Genomic DNA, 24,956 nt, shown 5'->3' with positions numbered 1-24,956 from the left:
CCGCTTTGTCCACAATGCGCCGAGGGTAGACTGTGGCGCCGATGACGCAGCGCAGCAACTAGCGCAATAGTTCCAGTGCGCTGGCGGTCGTGGTGACCGTGGCGTACTCGCCATCCAGGTTCGCCAGCGACATCGCGTGCACCTCGTCCGCGCTGCGCGCCACGCCCGCATGGTCCTGGCGGGCGAAGGCGAAGCAGGCATCGGCAGGCACCCATGCCGCGAAGCCCAGGTTGCCGGCGCTGCGCGCGCTGCATTCGACCGAGATGTTGGTGCTGACGCCGGCGAGCACCAGGCGCTCGATGCCGCGCACGCGCAGCCAGCGCTCCAGGGTCGAGTGGAGGAAGGCGTCCGGCACGTTCTTCTCGACCAGGTGTTCGCCTGGACGCGGTTCGAACGCGCTCTGGAAGCGCGCGCCCGGCTGGCCCGGGGCGAAACCCGAGTCCGGAGAGCGCGAGATATGGCGCACGTGGACCACCGGCGCAGCGCGGGCGCGCCAGCTTTCCAGCAGGGCGGCGATGTTGGCTTCGGCTTGCGGGTTGTTGCGTGCGCCGGCGGACGGGCTGGCCATGCATTGCTGCATGTCGATGATGACGAGGGCGGGATGGGCGTTGTGCATGGTGGCTCGTGGCTGGACTGGTCGCCCATGGTAACCCAGGCTGGAAGGCCCGGCATGGGCTTTGGTACACTAGCGCTTTCGCACACCCTGAAGGCCGCTACGATGGCGCAACCGCTGGAGCTTCGCGCACGCGCTCTGCACTCCCTGCTCGACACCGACCCCGCCGTGAAGACCGCCGGGGTGGCGGCGCTGGTCGCGGCGCACCGTGCCGGCGACTGGAGCGTGGCCGCCGAGGCGGTGCTGGCCGCCCCCGACGGCATCCCGGGCCGCCCCGCCAGGCCCGAGTTGGTGCCGCCGCGCCTGGTCGGCCGCCGTTCGATGGCCAGCGTCGAAGGCCGCGCCATGCTGATCCATGCGCTGGCCCACATCGAATTCAACGCGGTCAACCTGGCGCTCGACGCGCTGTGGCGCTTCCCCGGCATGCCGCGCGACTACTACACCGACTGGCTGCGGGTGGCGGGCGAAGAGGCGCTGCATTTCAACATGCTGTGCGCCCACCTGGCCACGCTCGGTCACGCCTACGGCGACTTCCCCGGCCACGACAGCCTGTGGGAGATGGTCGAGAAGACCCGCGGCGACGTGCTGGCGCGCATGGCCCTGGTGCCGCGCACGCTCGAGGCGCGCGGGCTGGATGCGATTCCGCCGCTGCGCGCCAAGCTGGCCCAGGCCGGCGACCAGGAGGCCGCCGCCATCCTCGACGTGCTGCTGGCCGATGAGGTCGGCCACGTCGAGATCGGCAACCGCTGGTACCTCCACCTGTGCGGCCTGCGCGGACTGGAGCCGGTATCGACCTACGCCGAGCTGACGGTGCGTTACGGGGCGCCGGTGCTGAAAGGTCCGTTCAACCTGGAGGCGCGGCGCCAGGCGGGCTTCAGCGAAGCGGAGCTGGCGCGCTTCGGCTAGGCCAGGCCATGGAGACGTCCGCCCTGCAGGGCTTCCTGCTGACCCGGCACTGGCGCGATGGCGAGGCCGGCCTGGAAGTCGAGTTCTGGATCGCCAGCGCAGCGGGCCCGCGCCGGGTGCGCCTGGCGCCCCAGACCGCGGTCGCCTTTTTGCCGCTGGAACAACGCGCCGACGCCGAACTGGTGCTGCGCAGCGAAAAGAACGGCTGGGAGCTGCGCGAACTGGCCCTGTGCGACTTCCGCCACCGCCCCGTGCTGGGCCTGTACTGCCGCCAGTACCGCCAGCTGCTGCGCCTGGAAAAGCGCCTGCGCGAATTCGGCGTCGACGTGTACGAGGCCGACGTGCGCCCGCCCGAGCGCTACCTGATGGAGCGCTTCATCACGGCGCCGGTGCTGGTGAGCGGCACGCCGGACCCGCACGATCCGTCCCTGATCCGCGACGCCCAGTTGAAGCCCGACGGCGACTACCGCCCGCAGCTGCGCCTGGTGTCGCTCGACATCGAGACCAACCAGCACGGGGAGCTGTACTGCATCGGGCTGGAAGGCTGCGGCCAGCGCCAGGTCTACATGCTGGGCGAGCCGAACGGCGCGGAACGCGAACTCGACTTCGCGCTGGACTACTGCGCCAGCCGCGCCGAACTGCTCGACCGCCTGGAAGCATGGATCGCGCAGCACGATCCGGACGCAATCATCGGCTGGAACGTGATCCAGTTCGACCTGCGCATGCTGGTGCAGGCCGCACAGCAGCGCGGGCGCCCGCTGCGTCTGGGGCGCGACGGCAGCGCCGTCGAGACCCGCGAGCATGGCCGCTCGGAGCACTTCTTCGTCTCGATCGCCGGCCGCCTGGTGATCGACGGCATCGAGGCATTGCGCTCGGCCACCTACAGTTTCCCCTCGTTCAGCCTGGAGTCGGTCTCGCAGTCGCTGCTGGGCGAAGGCAAGGCGATCGACAATCCCTACAGCCGGATGGACGAGATCAACCGCATGTTCGCCGAGGACAAGCCGGCGCTGGCCTTCTACAACCTGAAGGACTGCGAACTGGTCACCCGCATCTTCGAGAAGACCGAGTTGATCCGCTTCCTGCTGGAGCGCGCCAGCGTCACGGGGCTGGCGGTGGACCGCAGCGGCGGCTCGGTGGCGGCCTTCGAGCACCGCTACATGCCGCTGATGCACCGCCAGGGCTTCGTGGCGCCCAATATCGGCGACGTGGCCGCCGGCGACAGCCCGGGCGGCTTCGTGATGGACTCGCGTTCCGGCCTGTACGACTCGGTGGTGGTGCTCGACTACAAAAGCCTGTACCCCTCGATCATCCGCACCTTCCTGATCGACCCGGTGGGCCTGGTGGCCGGCCTGGCCGAACCCGAAGAGAGAACGGTGCCGGGCTTCCGGGGCGGGCGCTTCTCGCGCACCCGCCATTGCCTGCCCGGCATCGTGCGCCAGGTATGGGAGGGCCGCGAGGCCGCCAAGCGCGCACGCAACGCGCCGCTGTCGCAGTCGCTCAAGATCATCATGAACGCCTTCTACGGCGTGCTCGGCACCACCGCCTGCCGCTTCTTCGATCCGCGCCTGGCCTCGTCGATCACCATGCGCGGACACGAGATCATGCACCGCACCCGCGCCCTGATCGAGGCGCAGGGCTACCAGGTGATCTACGGCGATACCGACTCGACCTTCGTCTGGCTGGGCAGGGCGCACGCCGAGGCCGAGGCCCGGCGCATCGGCCAGGCGCTGGTGGAACACGTCAACGGCTGGTGGCGCGAACACCTGCAGGCCGAATACGGCCTGGCGTCGAGCCTGGAGCTGGAATTCGACACCCATTACTGGCGCTTCCTGATGCCCACCGTGCGCGGCTCCGACGAAGGCAGCAAGAAGCGCTATGCCGGCCTGGTCACCCACCCGGACGGCAGCGAAGAGATGGTGTACAAGGGCCTGGAGACGGTGCGCACCGACTGGTCGCCGCTGGCGCAGCAGTTCCAGCAGGAGCTCTACCTGCGCGTGTTCAAGGGCGAACCCTACGAAGCCTGGGTGGCCGACTACGTGGCGCGCACCCTGCGCGGCGAACTGGACGAGCTGCTGGTCTACCGCAAGCGCCTGCGCCGCCCGCTCGACGACTACGAACGCAACGTGCCGCCGCACGTGCGCGCCGCGCGCATGGCCGACGACTTCCACACCGCGCAAGGCCGCCCGCCGCAATACCGGCGTGGCGGCTGGATCCGCTACGTGATGACGACCGCGGGGCCGGAGCCGCTCGACTTGCGCGCTGGACGTCGATCGGCGCCGATCGACTACGAGCACTACCTGACGAAACAGCTGGAGCCGATCGCCGATGCGATCCTGCCCTTCCTGGGCGACAGTTTCGCGCGCCTGACCAGCCCGCAAGGGGCGCTGTTCTAGCCAGGCCACATCCAGCTTCGGTCCGACCAAAATTTTGAATGGTTGGACCAAATATCATGTATTCGTGCTAATCTTCCCGCTCCACTGCCGGGTTCGGCAGCTGGCGCCCGTGCGATCCGCATCGTGCGGGATTCCGCTTCACGCAGACGCAGCGCCGCTACCCCGGCACTGGCGCAGGCCATGCCTGGGCCGGGGTCGGTGCAACACATCACTCGACCGATCGGGACCACGCAATGAAAACCAAAAAGATATTGGAGACACTGGTATTGGCGGCAGCGCTCACGGCAAGCCAGGCCGGCGCCGCACCCATTTCCCTGCAAGGCAGCACCATCAGCGGCAGCTACAACGGCGCGAGCGACGGCATGCTCGGGCTGGACCACCTGTTCAGTGCGGAGCCAGGCAGCAACGTCACGGGCATCGATCCCAGTGACCAGGGCGGGGTCGAATTCCTCACCGGCGACTACCTGTTCGGCATCGATTTCAGCACCGGCGGGCGCGTGAGCGTCATCCTCAACGGCCTGGCGCCCGCGTCCGGCGAATATCGCCTGGTGTTCGATTTCGGCAGCAGCCTGGCCCAGCAGATCGGCAGCTTCACGCTGCTGGATATCGACGGCATCGCCGGCCTTCCGGTCCTGTCGGTGCTGGACGGCCACACCATCGCGCTCGACCTGTCCGCCCTTACCTGGAACAGCTCGTTCGCCGGGTTCTCCGCGCAGATCGGCGCCGCGGCCGCGGTACCCGAGCCGGGCAGCATCGGCCTGGTACTTGCCGGCGTGGCCGGCCTGGGCCTGGCGCGGCGCCGCCAGGGTGCGCCGCGTTCGTCCCGCTGAATCCTTCCATCCCGTTGCAGGAGAATCGCATGAAACATCCAGGTTTCAAGGCAGCGGCATGCGCGGCCTTCGTGATGGCCAGCGCCTTCGGGTTGCCGGCGGCTGCCGCCACCGACCCGGCACGTCAGGGCGCGCCCGTGGACGGCTGGGCCAGCCAGGCCGGCGGCACCCTCGGCGGCGCGGCCGCCGGTACCGAACATGTCTACACCGTCACCAGGCGCTCCGAGCTGCTGGCGGCGCTCGCCAACGGCGGCGACAACCCGAAGATCATCAAGCTGGTCGGCACCGTCGACATGAGCGAGGGCAAGCCCTACACCTCTACGGCCGACCAGGCCGCGCGCGGCGCGATCCGCCTGAGAAGCAATACCACGCTGATCGGCGCAGACGGCAATGCCGGCATCCTCAACGGCACCGTGCTCGTGTCGAACGTGGCCCAGGTCATCATCCGCAACCTCAAGATCGTCGCGCCCTGCGACGTCGAGCCGGTCTGGGATCCGCTCGACGGCGCCAGCGGCAACTGGAATTCCGCCTATGACGCGGTGGGCATCTCGGGTTCGCACCACGTCTGGGTCGACCACGTGAGCTTTACCGACGCGCCGATGACCGACGACTTCCTGCCGGTCGAGAACGGCAAGAAGAAGCAATGCCACGACGGCGCGCTCGACATCACCAATGGCTCGGACTACGTGACAGTGTCGTACAACGTGTTCGGCCAGCACGACAAGAACAGCCTGATCGGCGGCAGCGATTCGGCCACCGGCGACGAGGGCAAGCTGCGCGTCAGCTTCAGCAACAACGTCTACCGCGACATCGTCCAGCGCGCACCGCGCGTGCGCTTCGGCCAGGTGCACCTGTTCAACAACTACTACGTCGGCAGCAAGTCGGCCTCGCCGTATGCGCACGGCTACAGCGTCGGCGCCGGCAAGAACGCCAAGATCCTGTCGAACAACAACGTGTTCGAGATCGCGGGCGCGCAGGCTTGCGACCAGGTCGTGAGCAACATGAGCAGCGCGAATCCCGGCGCCTTCAAGGACAGCGGTTCGCTGCTCAACGGCGGCGCGCTGGGCGCCTGTTCGGTCTCGAACGCGGTCGGCTGGACCGTTCCTTATGCCTTCAGCCCGCGGCCGGTCTCGCTGGTAAAGGCCAATGCGCTGGCCCAGGCCGGCGTCGGCAAGATCGGCACGGCGGTCAGCGGCACCGGCAAGGTGAGCGTGGACCAGAGCCCGACCCTGCTGTGCCCGGCCACCGGCCTGTACTTCTGCGACGATTTCCAGGAGGGCAGCAGCGCCAAGTGGGACCTGCTCCCGGTGGCGGGGCCGAACGGCAGCTTCGGCGTCAAATCCGAGCTCGCCGGCGGCGACAACAAGCTGCTGCAGTACACGGCGGCGAGCACCGGTGGCGTGCTGGCGCTGGTCAAGCCGGCGGCCTTCGAGGGCGTACCCTTGGGCGACTACTTCGTCGAAGCGCGCATCCGTCCGATGACCAACGGCACCACCGGCAACAAGCTGCTGTACCTGGTCACGCGCTACGTCAATCCGTCGAACTGGTATGGCGCCGGACTGAACGTGCAGAGCAGCAGCACCAGCACCCAGGTGGAAATCGCGCGGATGCTGAACAACTCGCTGAGCCGGCCGCGCCAGGTGCGCACGCCGATCGAGATGGACGCCGCTTTCTACACGGTGCGTTTCGAGATGATCGGCACCACCCTGACGGTCTACCTCGACGGCAGGAACCTCGGTTCGGTCACCGATACGTCGTTCGCGGCGCGCGGGCTGATCGGCCTGTACACCGCCAACAAGTCCTTCATGATCGACGACATCCGCGTCGGCGACCCGCGCCTCAAGCCGGTCCAGCTGAACATCGATCCGGCCGGCCTTGCCTGGTCGGCCGAAGTCGGCGACGCGCCCTACCGGGCAACGGTGACGGCGGTGGCCGGCGACGGCCAGCCGGACAGCTTCAGCGTGGAATCGAGCAACCCGGCCGTGGTGGCGGTCAGCACCGAAGGCAACATCGTGAGCCTGACGGCGGTGGGCGCCGGCAAGGCCAACGTGGTGCTGCGCAGCGGCTCGGAGCCTGCGATCACCCGGACCATCGCGGCCACCATCGCGCCGCAGTTCGTGCAGCCGACCCAGGTGTACGCGATGCAGGGCGCCAGCCTCCCGGCGCCGCTCGCGGCCGCGGTCCATGTGGACACGTCGCTCAAGCTCGTTTTCGACAAGCCGCCGACGCTTGGCACCAGCGGCAGCATCCGCATCTTCCGCAAGATGGACGATGCGCTGGTCGACGTCATCCGCCTGAGCGGTGAAACCGATGTGCTCGGTTATCCGGGGCAGGCACTGGTGCGCAAGGTGAATACCACGCCGATCAAGATCGTCGGCAACACCGTGACGATCAAACCGCACAGCAACAAGCTGGCCTACGGCACCGAGTACTATGTCGCGATTGCCGATGGGGTGTTCACCAACACCAGCCTGGGCGGCACGCCGTTCGTCGGCCTGGGCAAGGCGGCCGGCTGGAGCTTCCTCACCCGCGACGCGGCGCCCAGCGGCAGCCTGCTGACGGTGGACGACGATGGCGAGGCCGACTTCCGCACCGTGCAGGGCGCGCTCAACCATGCGATGCAGCATGTCGCAAAAGCGGACCCGGTGACGATCGAGGTGCGCAACGGCAGCTACGAGGAATTGCTTTACCTGAACGGCAAGGACAAGGTGAGCATCCAGGGCGAAAGCCGCGACGGCGTGACCATCTCGTACACCAACCATGAAAGCTTCAATCCGGGAACCGGCAGCAGCCAGTCGGCCACGGCCGCCGGCTCGCCCTCCGGCGGACGCGCCGTGATGCTGGTCGAAGCCGCCGACATGCTCAGTCTCGACAAGCTGAGCCTGAAGAACACGACCATCCGCTCGAGCAGCATCTCGGGCCAGGCCGAGACCATCTACTTCAACAGCGAGGGCCGCCTGGTGGCGAAGAACGCGAGCTTCCACAGCGAGCAGGACACCCTCAACCTGAAGGGCTGGGCCTGGTTCTACCGCACGCTGGTGGCGGGTAACGTCGACTTCATCTGGGGCAGCAGCCGCGCCGCCCTGTTCGAAGAGAGCGAGATCCGTTCCGTGGGCGACAGCGCCAACGCGAGCAGCGGCGGCTACGTGCTGCAGGCGCGCGTGCCGACAGCCGGCGACATCGGCTACGTGTTCCTCAACAGCGCGCTGACCCATGGTCCGGGCCCGGGCCCGCTGCGCGGTGACGTTCCGAACGGCGCCACCTACCTGGCCCGGAGCCCGGGCGGCGCCGCCACCTGGGACAACATCGCCTTCATCAACTGCAGGATGGACACGCACGTGGCGGCGGTCGGCTGGGCCGGCGCGGGCGTGAACGGGCAACCGGCGCCGAATCCTGCGGTGGCCCGTGCCGACGCCGGCTGGCGCGAGTACGGCAGCCTCGATATGAGCGGCAATCCGCTCGACCTGGGCGCGCGGGTCGGCGGCTACATCCTGGGCGATGCCGATGTGGCGAACCGCTTCGCCACCCGCGAGAAGGTGTTTGCGGCGTATGGCAACGGGGCCGGGTGGAATCCGCAGCCGTGACCCGAGCGGGATGCAGCGTCAGTTGCGCGGCGTCACCGGCGTGTCGCTTGCGCCGGGAATGCCGGCGACCGGTGCGGAAGGCCGAGCCTGCGCAGCGCTTCCCCCGAGCCGGCGCTGCAGCAGGTCCATGGCCACCGTCAGCGCGTTGTCGGGAGTCGCTGCGATATCCGGAATGACGCCCACGCCCTCCCAGTTGGTACCGGTAATGGGACTGATGGTGCGTCGGCTGGGTATCGTGGCATAAAAATGCTCGCTGAGGCGATAAAGCCGGGCGGCATTGGCGCCACCCCAGGTCCGCTCGCCGATGATCGTAGCGCGTTTCAGCGCCTGCATCGTGTAGGCGAACGATTCGGCGGCGGACTTCGTGTCGGGGCCTGTCAGAACGAGGACCGGCTTCTTGCCGCCATAGCGCTTGCCCTCCAGCTGGTCCTGCGTCCAGTACTGCGTGGTGACGCCGCTCGCTCGCTCCCAGGTATCGTTCAGCCGGGTACGCTCGTCGAAAAAATAGCTGATCAGTAGCGCGACGGAGTCGCCCCCGCCGCCGCCGTTCTTGCGTAGATCGACGATGAGGCCATCCGTGTCGGCCAGCGCATTCATCGCCGCGGCATACTTTTCGGACACGAGGAAAGCCGGCGTGAACGAGGAAATCTGCAGGTAGCCGATATTCGGGCTCAGGCGTTCGACCTTTTCCACGCCGAGGTTCGACGTGCGGACCTTTTCGCGCACCGCAGGCGGCGCCAGTTTTTCCCACGCTTCCCGGGTCTGGGGCGGCGGCGGCATCGCATCCTCGGACGGCACCGGACGGGGGCTGAAACCTACCGACATATGCTTGTCATGCACAAGGCCATCGATGTCGTCCGTCAGCTGTGTGGCCAATTGTTTGCCGTCCGTGATGCCATCGTACTTGCCCTCGCGCTGGCGCTGACGCAGGACCGCCTCGACCTGTTTCGCTTTGTCCGGGAAAACATAGTTGGCATTTAATTTTGCAATCAATGTATCGACGACCTCCAGCTGGGTGGCGCGATCCGCCTGCACGGTCGGCGGGGGGCTGGCGATTGCTCCTGTCATGGTCAGCGTCAGCAAAGACGATATGACGATCGATTTCTTGTTCATTATTTTCCTCTGGGTGCGGCACAGGTTTTTCGTAGTTGACGGGCAAATCAGAACAATCACTTCATCGATGAGGTAACGAAGTGGAACAAGAATAGCACGCGATTTGCTAGGTAATGGCAATTATCATTGCTGCAATACAGCATAAGGCAGGATGTGCGGTGCCGATCCGCGCGAGTGGCTGGCGACGAGCTGGCGCGGGGGCAAGGACAAGAGGTCGAGGGACCACGGAGCCGTGGTCCCCCTGGGCGATGAAGGTGGGGCGCCTGGGGATGGCGTGCCAGGCGCCGGCGCGGCAAAGCCGGATTCGAATAGTGGGCGGAGATTCCGCCCACCGGCGGAATCACTCCTCGTGGAAGGCTTCCTCGCGTTTCTTTCGCAGCGAGGGCAGCAGCACGATCGCCAGCGCGACCGCCGCCATGGCCAGCATGGTGGCGCTGATCGGGCTGCGCAGGAACACCATCGGGTCGCTGTGCGAGAGCAGCAGCGCGCGGCGCAGGTATTCCTCCATCATCGGGCCGATGATGTAACCGAGCAGCATCGGCGCCGGCTCCGCCCCCAGCTTGGCGCAGATGTAGCCGAACAGGCCGAACAGGGCCATGAGCCAGATGTCGAACTCGTTGTTGTTCAGGCTGAACACGCCGATCGCGCAGAACATCAGGATCGCCGGATACAGGCGGTGGTAGGGCACCAGGATCATCTTGACCCACAGGCCGATCATCGGCAGGTTCAGCACCACCAGGAACAGGTTGCCGAACCACATCGAGACGATCAGTCCCCAGAACAGGGCCGGCTGCTCGGTCATCACGGCCGGCCCGGGCTGGATGCCCTGGATGATCATCGCGCCGATCATCAGCGCCATCACCGGGTTCGAGGGGATGCCGAGCGTGAGCATCGGGATGAAGGAGGTCTGGGCGCCGGCGTTGTTGGCCGATTCCGGGGCGGCCACGCCTTCGATCGCGCCTTTGCCGAATTCCTTGGCGTTGGGCGAGATCTTCTTCTCGATCGAGTAGGCCGAGAACGAGGCCAGCATGGCGCCGCCGCCCGGCAGGATGCCGAGGGCCGATCCGAGCAGGGTGCCGCGCAGGACCGGCGCCATGATGCGCCTGAAGTCGTCCTTCGTCAGCATCAGGCCTTTCACCTTCTTCATCAGGATGTTGCGGTCTTCGCCGTGCTCGAGGTTGCGGATGATCTCGCCGATGCCGAACATGCCCATGGCCACGATGACGAAGTTGATGCCGTCCGCCAGTTCCGGCTTGTCGAAGGTGTAGCGCTGGGCGCCGGAGTTGACGTCGGTGCCGATCAGGCCGAGCAGCAGGCCGAGGATCACCATGCCGATCGCATTGAGCAGCGAGCCGCTGGCCAGCACCACCGAGGCCACCAGGCCCAGCACCATCAGCGAGAAGTATTCGGCCGGGCCGAACTTCAGGGCCAGTTCGGCCAGCGGCGGGGCGAACAGGGCCAGCAGGATGGTGGCGACGGTGCCCGCGAAGAAGGAACCGATGGCGGCGGTGGCGAGCGCCTTGCCGGCATTGCCCTGGCGCGCCATCTGGTAACCGTCGAGCGCGGTCACCACCGAGGACGACTCGCCGGGCAGGTTGACCAGGATGGCGGTGGTCGAGCCGCCGTACTGGGCGCCGTAGTAGATACCGGCCAGCATGATGAGGGCCGAGACCGGCGGCAGGCCGAAGGTCGCCGGCAGCAGCATGGCGATGGTGGCGATCGGGCCGAGGCCGGGCAGCACGCCGACGGCGGTGCCGACGAACACCCCCACCAGGCAGTAGAACAGGTTGGTCAGGGTAAAGGCCGTTTCCAGGCCCAGTCCCAGGTTGCTGAAGATATCCATGGCTTATGCGCCTCCCAGCCAGGGGCCGACGATCGGCATCGGCAGGCCGAGCAGCTTCACGAACAGCAGCACCGAGAATATGGCCAGGCCGACGGCCAGCAGCAGCGAGCTGCCCAGCTTGAACTGCTTGCTGGCGAAAGAGCTCAGCAGGACCAGCACGAAGGCCGCCACCGGCAGGCCGGCGCCGCGCATCAGGATCCCGAACAGGATCACCGCGCCCAGGACGATGACGATGTCCCTGAGGTGGAAGGTGCCGATCGCGTCATGCGCCTCGGAGCGGCGCCCGACGAAGGCGCGGATGATGCCGGCCAGGCCGACCAGGGCCAGCAGGCCGCCCAGCACGGTCGGGAAATAGGCCGGACCCATGCGGCCGGCGCTGCCCATCTCGTTGTCCTGGATGAGGACGATGGCGGCGAGGCCGAAAAACAGGAAGATGATGCCGATCCAGAAATTCTTCGGATGGCGGACGATGGAAGCCACTGCGAACCCCTTGTTGCTGGTTGTTGTTTGATAGCGAACAGGCTGCGCGCACCGGATGGCCGCGCAGCCCGCCGCAGCGCGGCGCCTGGATCAGTCGGCGTACTGGCCGGCCTTGGTGATGATCGGGCCCCAGCGGTCGATTTCCGACTTCAGGTGGGCGCGCAGGGCTTCCGGCGTGGCGCGCTTGTCCGCCACCGGTTCGGTGCCCAGGTCGGCGAAGCGCTGCTTGACGGTCGGATCCTTCAGGGCCGTGCGCAGGGCGTTCGACAGGGTGTCGACCACCGGCTTCGGCGTGCCCTTGGGGGCGTACATGCCGTGCCACACCGCCACCTCGAAGCCCGGCAGGCCGGCTTCGCTCATGGTTGGCACGTTCGGCATCGAGGCCAGGCGCTGCTTGGTGGTTACGCCGTAGACCTTGACCTTGCCGCCCTTGATCTGGCTGGTGGTGTTGGTGGTCTGGTCGCACATCAGGTCCACCTGGCCGCCCAGCATGTCGTTCATGGCCGGGCCGGTGCCCTTGTAGGGTACGGTGGTCAGGTCGACGCCGATGGCGGTCTGGAACAGCATGCCGCACAGGTGCGAGGCCGAACCCAGGCCGGCGTTGGCATAGGTGACCTTGTCCTTGTTGGCCTTCACGTAGGCCAGCAGCTCCTTGAAGTCCTTGGCCGGGAAGTCCTTCTTGGCGATCAGGGTCATGGGCACGTCGGTGACCAGGCCGATCGGCTCGAAGCTGTCGATCGCGTTGTAGCTCAGCTTGCGGTACAGGGCCGGCGCGGTGGACTGGCCGATGTGGTGCAGGAAGATCGTGTAGCCGTCCGGGGCCGCCTTGGCCACCCGCGCCGCGCCGATGGTGCCGCCGGCGCCGCCGACGTTCTCGACGATGATCTGCTGCTTGAGGGTGTTGCCCATCGACTGGGCCACCAGGCGCGCCACGGTGTCGGTCGGCCCGCCGGCGGCGAAGGGCACGATCATCGTGATGGTCTTGGTCGGGTAGTTCTGGGCTGCGGCGCCGGCAGCGGCGCAAGCCAGTGCGATGGCTGCGACGGAGCGCAGGAATGTGGTTTTCATGGTGTCTTCCTCTAACCTCGGTTTATCTCGGTTTATCTTTATGGGCGACGCAAGAACAACCACGATGCGGGCTGCCGGCAGGCCAAGGACACCGTCCAGCCATCATGCATGGAGCGCGTGCATACGCTAGACGGGTTGTACCAGCAAATAGATAGATTTGCAACTACGTGACATCCCGTATGGCAGGGCGGAAAAATACTTGAACAATACCGCCCAGGCATGCGCGTGGCATGAGCGCGGCGCATGGTGCGTACCGATGTTGACAAAGGCATACGCGCCCGACACACTCGTCCTTACTGTTGACTATCGCCAAGCGCGCAGCGGCGCGCCGCCTTAGCCTGGCAGTTTGTCCTGCGGAGACGAGATGCCTGTCCTGAACCGATTGCGGGCGCTGCTGGCCCTGTTCCTGTGCGCCGCCGGTGCACTCCCGCATGCCGCGGCCCAGACCACCGTCGACGCCTTCAGCCCCGAAGGGCAGGTCAAGGCGGTGCGCCAGGTGACGGCCCGCTTCTCGGCGCCGATGGCCGCGTTCGGCGATCCGCGCGCGCAGGCGCCGTTCGCGGTCGACTGCGCCGATGCCGGCGCCGCCGCCCAGGGAACCGGGCGCTGGGTCGACGGCAGCACCTGGAGCTACGACTTCGCCCGCGACCTGCCGGGCGCCACCGCCTGCCGCTTCACCCTGCGCGAAGGCCTGCGCGACCTGGCCGGCCAGGCGCTCGGCGGGCAACGCAGCTTCGGCTTCAGTACCGGCGGCCCGTCCGTGGTGCGCATGCAGCCGCACGAGGGCAGCCGCCTGGACGAGAACCAGGTGTTCCTGCTGGCGCTCGACGCCCCGGCCACGCGCGACTCCATCGAGCGCCACGCCTGGTGCCGCGCCGACGGCGTCAACGAAAAGATCGGGGTGCGCGTCCTGCAGGGCGAGGAGCGCGAACGGCTGCTGGCCTTGCGGCGCGATTTCGTCGACCGCTACCTGACCGTGTTTTTTCAGGCGCGCGGGCGCACCTGGGCGGCCGGCACGCCGCTGCGCGCCAGCATCGACAAGGACCTGCCGGTGGCCGTGCTGCAGTGCCGGCGCACGCTGCCGGCCGACACCGAGCTGACCCTGGTCTGGGGCAAGGGCGTCGCGGCGCCGAACGGCATCGCGACCGGCGAAGACCAGGAACTGGTCTTCGTGACCCGGCCCGACTTCCGGGTGACGATGCGCTGCGAACGCAGCAATGCACGCGCCGGCTGCGTGCCGTTCCGGCCGGTGCAGGCGTCCTTCAGCGCCCCGGTGCCGGCCGCCGAGCTGCGCAAGCTGGTGCTCGAGGAAAGCGGCGGCCGGCGTTACGCTCCCGAACTCGGCGACGAGGCGAAGGGCGGTTTTGCTTCCTCCGTCAGCTTCGCCGGCCCCTTCGCCGAACTGGCGACCTTGACGCTGCAGGTTCCCGATTCGCTGCGCGACGATGCCGGGCGCAGCCTGGGCGCGGCGAGCCGGCGGCCCAGCATCAAGGTCGACCGCCAGCCGCCGCTGGTCAAGTTCGCCGCGCCCTTCGGCATCCTGGAAGCGCGCGGCGACCGCCTGTTGCCGCTCACGGTGCGCAACGTCGAGCCGCGCCTGGCCACCGCGGTGCGCAGCGGCGCCAGCCTGCGCGTGGAGCGCGAGCAGGACGTGCTGGCCTGGCTGGCCAAGCTGAATACTTTCGGCCGCAACCCCTGGAGCCAGCCGGAGGGAAGCCTCAAGCTGCAGCTGCTCGGCCCCAGGGCCGAAGGACGGATCGAGCGCTTCGCGCTGCCCAGGCCGGGCGGGCGGCGCGCCTTCGAAGTGATCGGCATCCCGCTGAAGAAGCCGGGCTTTTACGTCGTCGAGATCGCCAGCCCGCTGCTGGGCAAGGCGCTCAACGACAAGGGCGGGACCGCCTACGTGCGCAGCGCCGCGCTGGTCACCAACATGGCCGTCCACCTCAAGCGCGGCGCCGAATCCTCGCTGGTGTGGGTGACCTCGCTCGACAAGGGGCGCCCGGTGCCGGCAGCCCGGGTGGCGGTGCGCGATTGCGCCGGCAAGCAGCTATGGACGGGCAGCACCGATGCCGAGGGCCTGGCCCGCATCCGTGAAGACCTGCCGCGCGCGAAGTGCGGCGACAACCTCCTGGTCGGCGCGCGCAGCGGCGAGGACTTCAGCTTCACGCTGTCGAGCTGGCAGAAGGGCATCGAGCCCTGGCGCTTCCGCCTGCAGCAGGGCAGCCTGGAGGAGGACAGCCGGATCGTCGCCACCGTGTTCGACCGCAGCCTGCTGCGGGCCGGCGAGACGCTGCACATGAAGCACTTCCTGCGGCGCCGGGTGGGGACCGGGCTCGCGCTGGTCACGGCAAAGGACCGCGCACCGCAAGGGGGCTACGCCTGGCTGGGCGAGGACACCGTCGAGCATGCGGCGCTGCCGGCCAAGGCCTGGGTGGTGCACCAGGGCAGCGGCGACAAGATCGCGCTGCCGCTGGCCTGGGATGCGGCCGGCCAGGCGCACGGCGACTGGACGATCCCGTCCGCATCGAAGCTGGGCAACTACCAGGTGGTGATCGGCAACCAGGTGGCGGGCGAATTCCGGGTCGAGCAGTTCCGGGTGCCGACCATGAAGGCGGTGCTGAAAGGTCCGTCCACGCCGGTGGTGGGTGCGCCTTCCCTGGCGATCGACGCCCAGGTGAACTACCTGAACGGCGGTCCGGCCGGCAAGCTGCCGGTGAGCATGCGCAGCGTGGTCGAGGATGTGCAAACCGGGTTCGACGCTTTCGAAGGCTTCAGCTTCGGGGGCGGCGAGGTCAGGGAGGGGATCGAGCAGCTCGGCGATGCCGGCGCTGGCGGCGACTGGGAGGACGGCGGCGAGGACGGTGAGGACGGGCCGCAGGGCGAGGGCCGGCGCCAGGGCGAGGCGGCGCGCACCCAGCGCCTGGCGCTGGACCGTAACGGCGCCGCCCGCGTCGTCGTGCCCGGTCTGCCCCAGGTCGACCGGCCGCGCAGCCTGCTGGCCGAACTCAGCTGGCAGGACGCCAACGGCGAAACCCTCAGCGCGTCCACCCGCGTGCCGCTGTGGCCGGCCGCGGTGGCGGTCGGCATCCGCACCACGGAGTGGATGCACCGCGACCGGCTGAAGTTCCAGGTGGCGGTGGCCGGCACCGACGGCAAGCCGGTCGCCGGCGCCGAGGCCACGGTCGATTTCTTCCGGCGCGAGACCTATTCGCACCGCCGGCGCCTGGTTGGCGGCTTCTATGCCTACGAGTCGACCAGCGAGATCAAGCGCATCGAGGGCAGCTGCAGCGGGCGCACCGATGCGCGCGGACTGCTGCCGTGCGACCTGGCCGCGCCGAGCGAGGGCAATATCATCCTGCGCGCCCGGGCGCGCGACGCCGCAGGCCGCGCCTCGGTGGCGCAGCAGGAAGTCTGGGTCGCCGGCAAGCAGGATAGCTGGTTCGACGTCAGCGACAACGACCGCATCGACCTGCTGCCCTCGCAAGCGCGCTTCGAGCCGGGCGAGCAGGCCGTGTTCCAGGCACGCACACCCTTCCGCGAAGCCACCGTGCTGGTGAGCGTGGAGCGCGAAGGCATCCTCGACACCTTCGTGCGGCGCCTGACGGCGCGCGACCCCACGATCAGGATTCCGATGAAGGCGAGTTACGCCCCGAACGTGTACGTGTCCGCCCTGGTGGTGCGCGGCCGCGTCGCCGGCGTGAAGCCGAGCGCGCTGGTCGATCTCGGCAAGCCTGCCTACAAGCTGGGCATCGCGCCGGTCAAGGTCGGCTGGGGCGCGCACGAGCTCGACGTGCAGGTGCAGCCCGACCGCCAGGTGTACCGGGTGCGCGAGCGCGCCCAGGTCCGCGTCAAGGTGAGGCGGCGCGACGGCAAGGCGCTGCCGGCCGGCGCCGAGCTGGCGCTGGCGGCGGTCGATACCGGCCTGCTGGAGCTCAAGCCGAACGACAGCTGGAAGCTGCTGGATGCGATGATGCGCCCGCGCAGCCAGCAGGTCGAGACGGCGACCGCGCAGATGCAGGTGATCGGCAAGCGCCATTTCGGCCGCAAGTCGGTCGCCCATGGCGGCGGAGGCGGGCGCGGCGCCGGCCGCGAGCTGTTCGACACCCTGCTGCTGTGGAAGGGCAAGGTGGCGCTGGATGCGAACGGCGAGGCCGAGGTCACGGTGCCGCTGAACGACTCGCTGACCGGCTTTCGCATCGTCGCCGTGGCCAGCGCCGGCGCCGGCCTGTTCGGCACCGGATCGAGCGACATTCGCAGCAGCCAGGACCTGATGCTGCTCTCGGGCCTGCCGTCGCTGGTGCGCGAGGGCGACCGCCTGAGCGCCGGCTTCACGGTGCGCAACGCGTCGAATGGACGGCTGGACCTGCGCCTGGTCGCCAGCATGGCCGCCGACGGCGGCGCCGGCGCGCCGCTGCCTGCCCAAAGCCTGTCGCTGGAGCCGGGCGCGGCCCGTGAAGTCGTCTGGGACGTGACCGTGCCGCCGGCGCGCAGCCTGCGCTGGCAGGTGGATGCCGTCGGCGCAGGCGCCCGCGACAGCCTGCGCGTGACGCAGGAGGTGCGCGAGGCGGTCCGGGTACGCACCTACCAGGCCACGCTGCTGCAGCTCGATGCGCCGCGAACCGTGCCGGTGCTACGCCCGCCGGATGCGCTGCCCGGCAAGGGCGGCGTACGCACCACGCTCAGCCCGCAGCTGGCCGGCAGCATGGCCGGGGTGCGCGACTACATGGCCGCCTATCCCTACACCTGCTTCGAGCAGCGCGCCTCGAAAGCGGTGGCGCTGGGCGACCCGAAGCTGTGGGCGCAGGTCATGGCCACGCTGCCGGCCCACCTCGACGGCGACGGCCTGCTGAAGTACTTCGCCACCATGCGCGAGGGCGACGATGCCTTGAGCGCCTACGTGCTGTCGGTCGCCCACGAAGCCGGCTACCCGATCGCGCCCGAGCAGCGCGAGCGCATGGAGGCGGCGCTGGTCGCCTTCGTGGAGGGCCGGATCGTGCGCGGCGGCGCCCTGCGTACCGGCGAACTGGCGGTGCGCAAGATCGCCGCGCTGGAAGCGCTGTCGCGCAGCCGGCCGGTGCGCCAGGAATGGCTGCAATCGTTCCGCATCGAACCGACGCTGTGGCCGACCTCGGCCGTGATCGACTGGTACCTGATCCTGCAGCGCAACCCGGGCCTGGCGCGGCGCGCCGACTTGCTGGCCGAGGCCCAGCACGTGCTGCGCGCGCGCCTGAACCTGCAGGGTACGTCGCTGGGTTTCTCGACCGAGCGCAGCGACGACTGGTGGTGGCTGATGGTGTCGCCCGACGTGAACGCCAACCGGCTGCTGCTGGCCATGCTGGACAACCCCGGCTGGCAGGCCGACATGGGACGCCTCGCCCGCGGCGCCCTGGGGCGCCAGCAGAAGGGGCGCTGGAGCACGACCACCGCCAATGCCTGGGGCGTGCTGGCACTGCGCAGGTTCTCGGAGAAGTTCGAGGCGGCGCCGGTGACCGGCATGAGCAGCGTGGCGCTTGCCGGGCAGCGCTGGCGCGGCGCCGTTCCCGGCAGCGTGCTGCAGGCCTGGCCGGCGCAGGCCGCACCGCTCGCGATTCGCCACGAAGGCGGCGGCAAGCCCTGGGCCACGGTCCAGAGCCTGGCCGCGATTCCGCTCGGGGCGCCCTTGTCGAGCGGATACCGGATCGCACGCACGGTGACCGCGGTCGAACGCCAGGCCGCGGGCGCCTGGACCCGCGGCGACGTCTACCGGGTCCGGCTCGACCTGGAAGCGCAGGCCGATTCGAACTGGGTGGTGGTGGACGACCCGATCCCGGCCGGCGCCGCCATCCTGGGCAGCGGCCTGGGCGGCGATTCGCAGATCGCCACCGGCGGCGAAGTGCGGCGCGGCCCCGTAGAAACGGCATTCGAGGAGCGCAGCGCGAGCGCGTTCCGCGCCTATTACGCCTTCGTCCCGAAAGGCAAGTGGCGCATCGAATACACGGTCCGCCTGAACAACGACGGCCTGTTCAACTTGCCGCCGACCCGGGTCGAGGCCATGTACCAGCCCGAGATGTTCGGCGAGGCGCCGAACGCGCCGGTGCGGGTGGGGCGCTGATGCGGCACTGGATCGCAGCGCTGTTGCTGGCGCCGGCCGTGGTCCTGGCGGGCGTGCCCACCCCGGCCGAGGTGCGCGCGGCCTGGCAGCCGTCGCAGGCGCGCCTGCTGGACCGCCATGGCGTGGCGATCGACTCGGTGCGGGTCGACCTGCGCGCGCGGCGCGCCGACTGGGTGGCGCTGGCGGACATCTCGCCGGCGCTGGGCGCCGCGGTGCTGCAGGCGGAAGACCAGCGCTTCCTGCAGCATGGCGGCGTCGACCTGCGCGCGGCCACCCAGGCCGCCTGGGACAACCTGTTGCGCAGGCGTCCGCGCGGCGCCTCGACCATCACGATGCAGCTGGCCGGCCTGCTCGACGCCGAGCTGCGCGCGCGCCGGGAAGGGCGCAGCTGGCGGCAGAAGTTCGACCAGGCCCTGGCGGCGCGCGAGATCGAGGCCGGCTGGAGCAAGGCGCAGATCCTGGAAGCCTACCTGAACCTGGCGAGCTTCCGCGGCGAGCTGCAGGGCGTGGGCGCGGCCGCGCGCGCCCTGTTCAACAAGGCGCCCTCGGGCCTGGACGGGACCGAGAGCGCGATCCTGGCGGCGCTGCTGCGCGCCCCCTCGGCCGCGCCCAGGGTGGTGGCGCGGCGCGCCTGCCAGTTGGTGGCGGAACTGCGCTGGCCGGGCGCTTGCGCGGCCATCGAATGGCGCACGGCGGTGGCGCTGGCGCGGCCCGCGCCGGCCGCCAGGCCAAGTGCGCCGCCGGCCCTGCGGCGCCTGCTGGACACGGCCGGCACGGGCGCGCGCACCACGCTCGACGCCGGCGTGCAGGCGGCCGCCCTGGAAGCGCTGCGCCGCCACGTGCGCGAACTGGCCGACCGCAACGTCGGCGACGGGGCTGTCGTCGTGATCGACAATGCCGGCGGCGAACTGCTGGCCTACGTGGCGAACACCGGCAACGGCCAAGTGGACGGCGTGGCGGCGTCGCGCCAGGCCGGCTCCACCCTGAAACCCTTCCTGTACCAGCTGGCGCTGGAGCGGCGCCTGCTCACCGCCGCGTCGCTGCTGGACGACAGCCCGGTCGGCATCGCCCAGGGTGGTGGCGCCTACGTGCCGCAGAACTACGACCGCGCGTTCAAGGGCTATGCCAGCGTGCGCACCAGCCTGGCGAGCTCGCTGAACGTGCCGGCGGTGCGCACCCTGCTGCTGGTCGGCGTCGAGCGCTTCCATGCGCGCCTGCGCCAGCTCGGTTTCACCACCCTGACCGAGGACGCGGATTTCTACGGTCCTTCGCTGGCCCTCGGTTCGGCCGAGGTCAACCTGCTCGAACTGAGCAATGCCTACCGCAGCCTGGCCAACGGCGGCCGCCATGGCGCGCCGACGCTGCGCCCGCGCGCCCGGGTTCCGTCCGCGGCCCTGCTGGACCCGGGCGCCAGCTTCGTCATCGGCGACATCCTGGCCGACCGCGGCGCCCGCAGCCCGACCTTCGGCCTGCACAGCGACCTGGCCACCAGCTACTGGAGCGCGGTGAAGACCGGCACCAGCAAGGACATGCGCGACAACTGGTGCGTCGGCTACAGCGACCGCTACACGGTCGGTGTCTGGGTCGGGAATTTCGACGGCCAGCCGATGTGGGACGTGTCGGGCGTCTCGGGCGCGGCGCCGGTGTGGCGCGAGGTGATGGATTACCTGCACCGCGCGCGGCCGGGCCGGCAGGGCGCGGCGCCGCCGTCGCTGCTGCGCAGGACAGTGGCCTGGGAGCCCGCCCACGAGCCGGCACGCGAGGAGTGGTTCCTGCGCGGCACCGAGACCGCCCTGGTCGAGGCCTTGCCCGCCAGCCGGCGCACGCCGAAGATCGTGTATCCGCTGGACGGCGGCATCGTGGCGGTCGACCCGGACATCCCCGACCGGGTCGAACGGATCCTGTTCCGGGCGCAAGGAGCGGGAGAACACCGCTGGCGCCTCGACGGCCAGGACTTCGGCCCGGCCGCCGGTCCTTTGCCCTGGCAGCCGGTGCCCGGCGAGCACCGTCTCGACCTGGTCGATGCCGACGGCAAGACGGTGTCCAGCAGCCGCTTCGAGGTGCGCGGGAATTAAGCCTGTTGCGGTTCCGGCACCGGAATCTCCTGGTCGCCGAGCAGGATCTTGTCCGGCGTGATCGGCGTGCTGCGCAGCCGCCGGCCGGTGGCGTGGAAGATCGCGTTGCTGATCGCCGCCGACACCGACACGATGCCGATCTCGCCCACCCCCTTGGCGCCGAGCTGCTGGCTGACGATGCGGTCTTCCTCGTCGGCGAAGATCACCTCGATGTCGTGCACGTCGGCGTTCACCGCCACGTGGTACTCGGCATAGTTGTGGTTCATGAAGCGCCCGAAGCGGTGGTCGGTGAAGCTCTCTTCGTGCAGTGCCTGGCTGATGCCCCAGACCACGCCGCCGATCACCTGGCTGGCGGCGGTCTTGGCGCTGATGATGCGCCCGGCCGCTACCGCGTTGACCACCCGCGTGACGCGCACGATGCCCAGCTTCTCGTTGACCCGCACCTCGCAGAACACTGCCGAATGCACGGCCCGGGTGTACTTGCGCTGCTTGAGCATCGCGGGCTTCATGAAGAATTTCTCCTCCACCCGGTCGACCCCGGCGGCGGCCAGCACTTCGCCCAGCGGCACGGCGGTCTCCGGCCGGTTGCGCAGGCGCACCGTGCCGTCGGCGAATTCCAGGTCCTGCGTCCTGGCCTTGGCCAGGGCCGACCCCGGCATGCGCTTGACCAGCTTGACCAGGCTTTTCTTCAGCTTGTCGCAGGCGCCGTGCACGCCACCGCCTACCGTGGTCACGTGCGAGGAGCCGCCCTCGACCGGGGCGAAGGGCAGGGTCGAGTCGCCCAGCTGGAAGGTGACCCGCTCGAGCGGCAGGCCCAGGCTTTCCGCGGCGATCATCGACATCACCGTGTAGGTGCCGGTGCCGATGTCCGAGGCGGCGCTGCTCACCACCAGGCGTCCGTCCGCGTGCAGGACGGCGCTGACCCGGGCCAGCATCACCAGCGAATCCCACATGCCGGTGGCCATGCCCCAGCCGACCAGCTCCTCGCCATCGCGCATCGAGCGCGGTTCGACTGGCCGGTCGTTCCAGCCGAAGCGGGCCGCGCCCTTGTCGTAGCACTGGGCCAGCTCCTTGCTGGAATAGGGCTTGTCGTCGAGCGGATTGCGGTCGGCGTAGTTCAGGCGCCTGAATTCCAGCGGGTCCATGCGCAGCTTGTAGGCCAGTTCGTCCATCGCCACTTCGAGCGCGTGCATGCCGTGGGCGGCGCCCGGCGCCCGCATGTCGATCGGGGAGTGGCGGTCGTGCGCCACCAGCTGGTAGCCGAGCTTGATGTTGTCGCAGGCGTACAGCTGGCCAGACCAGTTGACCACCACCTCGACGTAATCCTCCAGGCGCGAGGTTTCCTGGATGGCCTCGTGCACGATGGCCTGCAGCTTGCCGTCTGCGTTGGCGGCCAGCTTCACCTTCTGCCAGGTTTCGGGCCGGTGGCCGAAGCTGAACATCTGCTGGCGCGTCAGCACCACCCGCACCGAGCACTGCAGCTTGAGGGCCGCCATCACGGCCAGGGTCAGCTGGTACTGCGGACGCAGGCCGGAACCGAAGGCGCCGCCGACGTAGGGGTTACGCACCGTGACCTTGTCCTTGGGCAGGCCGAAGGCATGCGACACGTACCAGCGGTTGTTCTGCGAGCTCTGGGTCTTCTCGTAGATGGTCAAGTGGCCGTCCTCGCCGACCACCACCGTGGTGGCGTGCATCTCCATCGGGTTGTGGTGCTCGACCCCATGGTAGAACTGCGACTCGATCTTGACCTCGGCCGCCGCATACGCCTGGTCGGCGTCGCCGGTGGAGCTGGGCGGGGTGAAGCCGGCCTTTAACGGGCGCGGCTTGTAGGCGTGGTCGAGGCTGTTCAGCAGATCGGTCTCGTGCGCTTCCTGTTCGTAGTCGACCCGCACCAGCTGGGCCGCATGGCGCGCGGCCTCGAAGGTATCGGCCACCACCAGCGCGACCGGCTGGCCGCTGTAGAAGATCCGGTCGCTGAACAGGGGCCGGAAGGGCGAACCGGCGGGCGCCGTCATGTCCTTGTAGGCCAGATCCCAGGAACGCAGCTTGGGACGGTTCAGGTGGGTGAGCACCTCCACCACGCCCGGCACGGCCAGCGCCGCGCCGGTCTCGATGGCCTTGATGCGGCCGCGCGCGATGCTGCCGCTCACCACCACGCCGTAGCGCAGGCCGGGCGCCTCGTGTTCGGCCGCATACTTTGCCTGCCCTGTGACCTTGGCGCGCCCGTCGACGCGCGAGACCGGCATGCCGCTGCGCACCCGGCCGGTGCCTTCGGGTGCGGTCGGGGTGTGCAGTTCTGGAATCAGGTCGCTCATTGCTGCTCTCCTCGCTGTTCGTCCCGCTGTTCGCCCCGCTGTTCGACCCGGGCATGGGCAGTGCCGCGCGCGGCGGTGCTCAAGGCCTGCTCGATGGCGTTGCGCGCCAGCGTCAGCTTGAAATCGTTCTGGCCGTGGCCGTGCGCGCCGTGCAGCACGATGTCGGCGGCCGCGCCGAAGGCGTCGTGGCAGGGCGCCTTGCCCACCAGCGCCTGTTCCGCTTCTTCCACGCGCCAGGGCTTGTGGGCCACGCCGCCCAGGGCAATGCGGGCGGATACGATCTTGCCGTCCTTGCCGCCGTCGAGTTCGAGCGCGGCCGCCACCGACACCAGCGCAAAGGCGTAGGACAGGCGCTCGCGCACCTTGATATAGGCCGAGTGGCCGGCGTAGCGGCCGGCCTCGGGCAGCGCGATGTGGGTGATCAGTTCGCCCGGCTGCATGGTGTTGTCCAGCTCCGGGTGGTCGCCGGGCAGGCGGTGGAAGTCGGCAATGGCGATCTCGCGCGCGCCGCCTTGCGAGCGCACGTGCACCACCGCATCCAGGGCGCGCAGGGCCACGCACATGTCGGACGGGTGGGTGGCGATGCAGTGCTCGCTCGTGCCAAGGATCGCATGCAGGCGGTTCAGGCCGTTCCTGGCCGAACAGCCGCTGCCGGGTTCGCGCTTGTTGCAGGGGGTAGCCAGGTCGTAGAAGTAGTAGCAACGGGTGCGCTGCATCAGGTTGCCGCCGTTGCTCGCCATGTTGCGCAACTGGGGCGAGGCGCCGGCCAGGATCGCCGCGCTCAGCAGCGGATAGCGCTCGCGCACCAGCGGGTGGTAGGCGGTGTCGGCGTTGCGCGCCAGGGCGCCGAGGCGCAGGCCGCCGCCGGGCGCTTCCTCGATGGTATCGAGCCCGAGGCCGTTGATGTCGACCAGCTCGTCGGGCTGCATCACACCTTCCTTCATGAGGTCGAGCAGGTTGGTGCCGCCGGCGATCGGACGCACGCCCGGTGTGGCCAGGCGGGCCAGCGCGGCGTCGATGTCGCCGGCCTGGGTAAAGGTGAAGGGATTCATGCGAGCACCGGACCGGTCGTGAATGGTTTTTCGCCCTCGCCGGGGCGGCCCTCGATGCCCATCACCTGCATCACCGCCTGGGTGATTTGCGGATAGGCGCCGCAGCGGCACAGGTTGCCGCTCATGAGTTCGCGCACGTCGTCGACGCTTTTCGCTTCGCCCTCGGCGATCAGGCCGGCGGCCGAGCACAGCTGGCCAGGGGTGCAGTAGCCGCACTGGAAGGCGTCGCAGTCGATGAAGGCCTGCTGCAGCGGGTGCAGCGCGTCGCCGTCGGCCAGGCCCTCGACGGTAGTGAGTTCGCGGCCATTGTGCATCACCGCCAGGCTCAGGCAGGAATTGATGCGCTTGCCATCGAGCAAAACGGTACAGGCGCCGCACTGGCCGTGGTCGCAGCCCTTCTTGGTGCCGGTGAGGCCCGCGCGTTCCCGCAGCAGGTCGAGCAGCGTCACCCAGGCCTCGACCCGAAACTCGCGGTCTTCCCCGTTGATGCGCAGCCGGATCGGATATTCCTGGTGGTCCATGGCCGTCCTTCCTAAAATCCTTGAGCGAAGACGACAGCTTAACCACGCCCGGGATCCTGCTCGGTTAGTTCA

Annotated in this window: 14 protein-coding genes; 6 read left to right on the top strand and 8 right to left on the bottom strand. The window is 69.0% G+C overall.

Annotation, left to right across the window (positions count from 1 at the left end; genetic code table 11):
• Nucleotides 1-58: 58 nt before the first annotated feature.
• Nucleotides 59-616, bottom strand: coding sequence for a cysteine hydrolase family protein (locus tag AB3347_RS10585; protein ID WP_369091758.1), 558 nt, complete (start codon nucleotides 614-616; stop codon nucleotides 59-61).
• Between the two features lie 102 nt (nucleotides 617-718).
• On the opposite strand from AB3347_RS10585, the gene AB3347_RS10580 reads away from it, so the two are divergent.
• The 4 genes from AB3347_RS10580 to AB3347_RS10565 all read left to right on the top strand — a co-directional run bounded on the left by AB3347_RS10580 (nucleotide 719) and on the right by AB3347_RS10565 (nucleotide 8,326).
• Complete coding sequence (locus tag AB3347_RS10580; RefSeq protein WP_369091757.1) at nucleotides 719-1,519, top strand: ferritin-like domain-containing protein; 801 nt, start codon at nucleotides 719-721, stop codon at nucleotides 1,517-1,519.
• Between the two features lie 8 nt (nucleotides 1,520-1,527).
• Nucleotides 1,528-3,912, top strand: a complete 2,385-nt coding sequence (locus AB3347_RS10575; RefSeq protein WP_369091756.1) for a DNA polymerase II — start codon at nucleotides 1,528-1,530, stop codon at nucleotides 3,910-3,912.
• Between the two features lie 233 nt (nucleotides 3,913-4,145).
• A complete protein-coding gene (locus AB3347_RS10570; protein ID WP_369091755.1) occupies nucleotides 4,146-4,742 on the top strand; it encodes a PEP-CTERM sorting domain-containing protein in 597 nt (198 codons plus the stop codon).
• 29 nt (nucleotides 4,743-4,771) lie between these two features.
• Complete coding sequence (locus AB3347_RS10565) at nucleotides 4,772-8,326, top strand: pectinesterase family protein (RefSeq protein ID WP_369091754.1); 3,555 nt, start codon at nucleotides 4,772-4,774, stop codon at nucleotides 8,324-8,326.
• An 18-nt stretch (nucleotides 8,327-8,344) separates the two neighbouring features.
• On the opposite strand, the gene AB3347_RS10560 is transcribed toward AB3347_RS10565, so the two are convergent.
• The 4 genes from AB3347_RS10560 to AB3347_RS10545 form a co-directional block, all read right to left on the bottom strand.
• On the bottom strand, nucleotides 8,345-9,439 hold the full coding sequence (locus AB3347_RS10560; protein ID WP_369091753.1) for a S41 family peptidase: 1,095 nt from the start codon (nucleotides 9,437-9,439) through the stop codon (nucleotides 8,345-8,347).
• Nucleotides 9,440-9,779: 340 nt separating this feature from the next.
• The gene (locus AB3347_RS10555) at nucleotides 9,780-11,282 is read right to left on the bottom strand and encodes a tripartite tricarboxylate transporter permease (protein ID WP_369091752.1); all 1,503 of its coding nucleotides are present in this window, start codon (nucleotides 11,280-11,282) and stop codon (nucleotides 9,780-9,782) included.
• A 3-nt stretch (nucleotides 11,283-11,285) separates the two neighbouring features.
• On the bottom strand, nucleotides 11,286-11,762 hold the full coding sequence (locus AB3347_RS10550; RefSeq protein WP_369091751.1) for a tripartite tricarboxylate transporter TctB family protein: 477 nt from the start codon (nucleotides 11,760-11,762) through the stop codon (nucleotides 11,286-11,288).
• A gap of 90 nt (nucleotides 11,763-11,852) precedes the next feature.
• Nucleotides 11,853-12,830, bottom strand: coding sequence for a tripartite tricarboxylate transporter substrate binding protein BugD (locus AB3347_RS10545; protein WP_369091750.1), 978 nt, complete (start codon nucleotides 12,828-12,830; stop codon nucleotides 11,853-11,855).
• Between the two features lie 364 nt (nucleotides 12,831-13,194).
• On the opposite strand from AB3347_RS10545, the gene AB3347_RS10540 reads away from it, so the two are divergent.
• Both AB3347_RS10540 and pbpC read left to right on the top strand, forming a co-directional pair.
• Complete coding sequence (locus AB3347_RS10540) at nucleotides 13,195-18,921, top strand: MG2 domain-containing protein (RefSeq protein ID WP_369091748.1); 5,727 nt, start codon at nucleotides 13,195-13,197, stop codon at nucleotides 18,919-18,921.
• Nucleotides 18,921-20,996, top strand: coding sequence for a penicillin-binding protein 1C (pbpC, locus tag AB3347_RS10535; protein ID WP_369091747.1), 2,076 nt, complete (start codon nucleotides 18,921-18,923; stop codon nucleotides 20,994-20,996). The genes AB3347_RS10540 and pbpC overlap by 1 nt, the downstream gene beginning before the upstream one ends.
• Here pbpC and AB3347_RS10530 read toward each other — a convergent pair.
• Genes AB3347_RS10530 through AB3347_RS10520 form a run of 3 tightly spaced genes read right to left on the bottom strand, consistent with a single transcriptional unit; the run spans nucleotide 20,993 to nucleotide 24,884 of the window.
• Nucleotides 20,993-23,311: a xanthine dehydrogenase family protein molybdopterin-binding subunit gene (locus AB3347_RS10530; protein WP_369091746.1), complete on the bottom strand. Its 2,319-nt coding sequence runs from the start codon at nucleotides 23,309-23,311 to the stop codon at nucleotides 20,993-20,995. The two genes, pbpC and AB3347_RS10530, sit on opposite strands and share 4 nt — an antisense overlap.
• Nucleotides 23,308-24,363, bottom strand: a complete 1,056-nt coding sequence (locus AB3347_RS10525; protein ID WP_369091745.1) for a xanthine dehydrogenase family protein subunit M — start codon at nucleotides 24,361-24,363, stop codon at nucleotides 23,308-23,310. The genes AB3347_RS10530 and AB3347_RS10525 overlap by 4 nt, the downstream gene beginning before the upstream one ends.
• On the bottom strand, nucleotides 24,360-24,884 hold the full coding sequence (locus AB3347_RS10520) for a (2Fe-2S)-binding protein (protein WP_369091744.1): 525 nt from the start codon (nucleotides 24,882-24,884) through the stop codon (nucleotides 24,360-24,362). Before AB3347_RS10520 ends, AB3347_RS10525 begins: the two co-directional genes overlap by 4 nt.
• Between the last annotated feature and the right edge of the window lie 72 nt (nucleotides 24,885-24,956).

The organism is Massilia sp. X63, assembly GCF_041023745.1.
Lineage (GTDB): Bacteria > Pseudomonadota > Gammaproteobacteria > Burkholderiales > Burkholderiaceae_D > Telluria.
The sequence above is the reverse complement of the archived record's forward strand: the minus strand, read 5'-3'. Positions and strand labels throughout refer to the sequence as shown.

Coding starts and splice junctions, on each gene's coding strand:
- AB3347_RS10570 (WP_369091755.1), top strand. CDS start 4,146: ATGAAAACCAAAAAGATATTGGAGACACTGGTATTGGCGGCAGCGCTC.
- AB3347_RS10520 (WP_369091744.1), bottom strand. CDS start 24,884: ATGGACCACCAGGAATATCCGATCCGGCTGCGCATCAACGGGGAAGAC.
- AB3347_RS10545 (WP_369091750.1), bottom strand. CDS start 12,830: ATGAAAACCACATTCCTGCGCTCCGTCGCAGCCATCGCACTGGCTTGC.
- AB3347_RS10580 (WP_369091757.1), top strand. CDS start 719: ATGGCGCAACCGCTGGAGCTTCGCGCACGCGCTCTGCACTCCCTGCTC.
- AB3347_RS10560 (WP_369091753.1), bottom strand. CDS start 9,439: ATGAACAAGAAATCGATCGTCATATCGTCTTTGCTGACGCTGACCATG.
- AB3347_RS10555 (WP_369091752.1), bottom strand. CDS start 11,282: ATGGATATCTTCAGCAACCTGGGACTGGGCCTGGAAACGGCCTTTACC.
- AB3347_RS10575 (WP_369091756.1), top strand. CDS start 1,528: ATGGAGACGTCCGCCCTGCAGGGCTTCCTGCTGACCCGGCACTGGCGC.
- AB3347_RS10540 (WP_369091748.1), top strand. CDS start 13,195: ATGCCTGTCCTGAACCGATTGCGGGCGCTGCTGGCCCTGTTCCTGTGC.
- pbpC (WP_369091747.1), top strand. CDS start 18,921: ATGCGGCACTGGATCGCAGCGCTGTTGCTGGCGCCGGCCGTGGTCCTG.
- AB3347_RS10585 (WP_369091758.1), bottom strand. CDS start 616: ATGCACAACGCCCATCCCGCCCTCGTCATCATCGACATGCAGCAATGC.
- AB3347_RS10530 (WP_369091746.1), bottom strand. CDS start 23,311: ATGAGCGACCTGATTCCAGAACTGCACACCCCGACCGCACCCGAAGGC.
- AB3347_RS10565 (WP_369091754.1), top strand. CDS start 4,772: ATGAAACATCCAGGTTTCAAGGCAGCGGCATGCGCGGCCTTCGTGATG.
- AB3347_RS10525 (WP_369091745.1), bottom strand. CDS start 24,363: ATGAATCCCTTCACCTTTACCCAGGCCGGCGACATCGACGCCGCGCTG.